Origin of the sequence: Clostridium sp. (assembly GCF_036639235.1) — a bacterium.
Classification (GTDB): domain Bacteria; phylum Bacillota; class Clostridia; order Clostridiales; family Caloramatoraceae; genus Clostridium_AB.
This window is the reverse complement of record NZ_JAVWJB010000083.1, coordinates 1-4,353: the sequence shown is the minus strand read 5'-3', so window position 1 is coordinate 4,353 and position 4,353 is coordinate 1. Positions and strand designations below refer to the sequence as shown.

Genomic DNA, 4,353 nt, shown 5'->3' with positions numbered 1-4,353 from the left:
TTTTAGAAAAATCATTTGGAAGAATTAAATTTGTAAATGATATTAATTTAGATGTGGTTAAAGGGTTTGCAAAAACATCTTATGATTTAGGATATCTAAAAAAGGAGCCTAATGTAGATAGTATTTATTTAAAGGATGTTTTAGATAAGGCAAAAAAGTAAAAAAGAATAGGGGGTAGGACATGGGGATCGTAATTGATGGTATTAGCAAAAGGTTTATAACAAAGCATAAGCAGACAATAACACTTGAGAATGTTAATTTAACAATTAACCAAGGTGAGTTTGTTTGTTTACTTGGTCCTTCTGGATGTGGAAAGTCAACACTATTAAATATAATTGCAGGACTTGTAAATCCTACAAGTGGAGTTGCTTACATGAATAATGAGGTAATAAATACTGTAGGAGTTGAAAGAGCAGTAATGTTTCAAGAGTCTGCGTTATTTCCTTGGCTTAAGGTAATAGAAAATGTTGAGTTTGGAATGAAAATTGCAGGGGTTCCTAAAAAGGAAAGAAGGGAAAGGGCTTTAAAATACCTTGAAATGGTGTATTTAAGTAAGTTTAAGGACTGTTATATACATGAACTTTCGGGAGGAATGAAGCAAAGAGTAGCCTTAGCAAGAGCATTAACACTTGATTCAGATGTCCTACTAATGGATGAGCCATTTGCAGCACTTGATAGTCAGACAAAGGCAATACTTCAAATAGAGCTTCAAAAGATATGGACTGAAACTAAAAAGACTATTATATTTGTAACCCATAGCGTTGAAGAAGCTGTTCTGCTTGGGAGTAAAGTTGTTGTTATGGCAGCAAGCCCTGGAAGAATTAAAAAGGAGTATAGTATTAATCTTGATAGGCCAAGAAAGGCTGAAAGTAGTCAGGTTAACTTTATGATAAGAGAAATAATGGGAACTTTAAGGGAGGAGGTTGAGAAGGTTGCAAAAAACGAGTACGACAGCGGTTGGAATATTGAAAAAGATAGGGTTTTATATACTATTAATAGTGATATGGGAGCTAATTTATAGGGTATTTGTAGACATGTTATCAATTTGGGAACCATATATGTTCCCATCACCTTTAGATGTTGCTGGAAGTTTAATATATCTTGTTGATGATGGAAGTTTATTTATTGCATTAATATCAAGTATACAAAGACTTGCACTTGGGTATTCTCTATCTATTATTATAGGGGCATTAATTGGAATAATGATTATAAGGTTTAATTATCTTGATGAGAATCTTAAGCCGATTTTACTTGGACTTCAAAGCCTGCCGAGCATTTGTTATATACCATTTGCAATATTATGGTTTGGGTTAAGTGAAAGTACAATATTATTTGTTATTATTATAGGTTCTGCATTTTCTATTGCAACCTCAGTTGTATCCTCCATTAAGAATGTATCTCCTCTTTATATAAAGGCAGCAAGAACTATGGGGGCTAAGGGAGCGGCACTTTATAGGGAAGTAATATTTCCAGCTTCACTTCCAACTATTATTACAGGACTTAAGCAGGGGTGGTCCTTTGCATGGAGAGCATTAATGGCAGGAGAAATGCTAGTTGCAACTAAGGGGCTTGGACACATACTAATGATGGGACGTGATTTATCAGATATATCACAGGTTATGGCAATTATAATAATTATTATTGTACTTGGATTATTATTTGAGAACCTATTATTTACAAGACTTGAGGATAGAGTTCGTGAAAAATGGGGATTAAAACTTAGTTAGGGGGATTAATAATGGATCATTTAGATAAATTAGAGGCAGAAAGTATTTATATATTAAGGGAAGCTTATAAAAAGCTTGGGAAGCTTGGAATGCTTTGGTCAATTGGAAAGGACTCAACTGTAATACTATGGCTTGCACTAAAGGCTTTTTACGGCAATTGTCCATTTCCACTTATCCACGTAGACACTAAGTATAAGATTCCAGAGATGATAGAGTTTAGAGATAAATTTGTAAAGGATATGGGACTAAATATTATTGTTCATACAAATCAAGCAGCAATAGATGCTGGAATGGGACCTGAGAAGGGACGAGCTATCTGCTGCGGTGCACTTAAAACAGAGGGTCTTAACCAGGTGGTTAAAAATCATAAGTTTGAAGGCTTAATTGTTGGAATTAGACGTGATGAGGAAGGGTCAAGATCTAAGGAAAGAGTGTTTAGTGAACGTAAAAAGGATAATGAGTGGGATTATGCAGATCAACCACCAGAACTTTGGGATCAGTATAAGACAGATTTTGAAAAGGGAAACCATATAAGGGTACATCCTATACTTTCTTGGAGAGAAATTGATATATGGGAATATATCAAAAGGGAGAACATTCCTTTAACTGATTTATACTTTGCAAGAAATGGGAAGAGGTATAGATCTCTTGGATGTTATCCTTGTACAGGAATGATAGAGTCAAATGCTACAACACTTGATGAGATTATAGAAGAGCTTAAAAATACAAGTGAAACAGAAAGAAGTGGAAGGGCACAGGACAAGGAAAATGCCCATGCACTTGAAAAGCTAAGACGAGATGGATATATGTAAGATAGGGGTGGTATTATGGGTAAGGCAAAAAACAAGGAAGAATTAAGTATAGTAGTGGTAGGTCACGTAGACCATGGTAAATCAACCCTTATTGGTAGGCTTTTAAGTGATACAAAGTCACTTCCTAAGGGTGCAATAGATAAGGTTCACAAAATGTCTGAGGAAAAGGGGAAAAAGTTTGAGTATGCATATCTTTTAGATGCCTTTGAAGAGGAACAAAAGCAGGGTATTACAATAGATATAACCCGCCTTAGATTTTCAACAGAAAAAAGAGATTATATTATTATTGATGCACCTGGTCATAAGGAGTTTTTAAAGAACATGGTGTCAGGTGCAGCTGCAGCAGATGTTGCCTTTTTATTAATAGATGCTAATGAAGGTATTCAGGAACAATCAAAAAGGCATTGTTATATTCTATCTCTACTTGGAATTAAAACTGTCTATGTAATAGTAAATAAAATGGACATAGTTGATTATTCAAAGGAAAGATTTGAAGAGGTTAGGGATGAATTTAATGTATTCTTAAGTAACCTTAATATCTATCCAAAGGACTATATACCTGTGTCGGCATACTATGGGGATAATCTAACAGAGACTTCTGATAAGATGACATGGTATAAGGGTAAGAGTATAGTTCAGGTAATGGATAGCTTAAGTATTCCATCAGTTAGAAATGAAAAGCCTCTAAGACTTCCAATTCAAGATGTTTATAAATTTGACAGTAGAAGAATTATAGCAGGAAGAATTGAAAGTGGAAGTATAAACAAGGGGGATGAGGTTACTATTTATCCTAGTGGTAAAAAGACTAGGGTTAAGAGCCTTGAATACTTTGTAGATAAGGATAAGAAAGATAGTGCCTACTCAGGGGAAAGCGTTGGAATAACCTTTGAAGATGAGTTTTTTAATAAACGTGGAGAGGTTATAACTAAGGGAGATGCTCCGAAAATAAGTAACCTAATATGCGGAAATATATTTTGGCTTGCAAAGGAGCCTCTAATTAAGGGGAAGGAATATAAGCTAAAGATTCAAACTCAGGAAGTTATCTGCACAATAGTTTCAATAGCTAAGGTAATAGATTCAGCATCCCTTAAAGGTAGCAAGTCTGATAAGGTTCAGAAAAATGAGGTTTGTGAAGTAACTATAAAGACTAAATCGCCAATATGCTTTGATGAGTTTTCAGATATAGAGCAAACAGGAAGGTTTGTTATAGTTGATAACTACAATATAAGTGGTGGAGGAATTATAACTAAACAGGAAGAGTCTCTTCAAAGGGATCTTGGGAATATTAATGTTCAAGATGTAAATGTTATAAGAAGAATTATAACAAGAAGTGATAGGGAAAACAGTAAGGGTCAACGGGGGAGAGTAGTTTGGCTAACAGGAAAAAGTGGCTGTGGTAAAAATGAAATAGCCCTAAAGCTTGAGAAGAAGTTATTTGACTTAAAAAGAGATGTTTATTACCTAAATTCGTCAAACCTAAGATATGGAATATCAAGTAATTTAGGATTTAAGGATGAGGATGTACATGAGCATATAAGAAGGGTTGCCCACATTGCTAACACCTTAGCAGATGCAGGTATTATAACTATTGTAACAAGTGTTAGTAGACATAAAGATGATAGAAAAAATGCTAGAAATATTATTGGAGAGGAAAGTTATAATGAAATATTTATAGATGCACCAGATAATATTTGTAGGGTTCGTAATGAAATCTTTAATAATAAGGAATGTAATTATGAATATGAAAAGGCAGATTATCCTGTAATATCACTATTTATTGATAAAACCGACTTTAATAGTGAGAAAAGGGCAGA

At 34.3% G+C, this 4,353-nt stretch carries 4 protein-coding genes; all 4 read left to right on the top strand.

Going from position 1 to position 4,353, the window contains the following annotated elements; all coding sequences use genetic code 11:
- Positions 1-181 precede the first annotated feature (181 nt).
- Positions 182-1,021, top strand: coding sequence for an ABC transporter ATP-binding protein (locus RR539_RS10475; RefSeq protein WP_332500418.1), 840 nt, complete (start codon positions 182-184; stop codon positions 1,019-1,021).
- A 13-nt stretch (positions 1,022-1,034) separates the two neighbouring features.
- Positions 1,035-1,727 carry an ABC transporter permease gene (locus RR539_RS10470; RefSeq protein ID WP_332474818.1) on the top strand — a complete coding sequence of 231 codons (693 nt, stop codon included), beginning with the start codon at positions 1,035-1,037 and terminating at the stop codon, positions 1,725-1,727.
- A gap of 11 nt (positions 1,728-1,738) precedes the next feature.
- A complete protein-coding gene (cysD, locus tag RR539_RS10465; RefSeq protein WP_332474817.1) occupies positions 1,739-2,539 on the top strand; it encodes a sulfate adenylyltransferase subunit CysD in 801 nt (266 codons plus the stop codon).
- Between the two features lie 15 nt (positions 2,540-2,554).
- Positions 2,555-4,353 (top strand): GTP-binding protein (locus tag RR539_RS10460; protein WP_332483829.1); only part of this gene is annotated, 1,799 nt, incomplete at its 3' end.

Excerpts from the sequence above, each read along its gene's own strand:
- RR539_RS10475 (WP_332500418.1), top strand. The coding sequence starts at position 182 with ATGGGGATCGTAATTGATGGTATTAGCAAAAGGTTTATAACAAAGCAT.
- RR539_RS10470 (WP_332474818.1), top strand. The coding sequence starts at position 1,035 with ATGTTATCAATTTGGGAACCATATATGTTCCCATCACCTTTAGATGTT.
- cysD (WP_332474817.1), top strand. The coding sequence starts at position 1,739 with ATGGATCATTTAGATAAATTAGAGGCAGAAAGTATTTATATATTAAGG.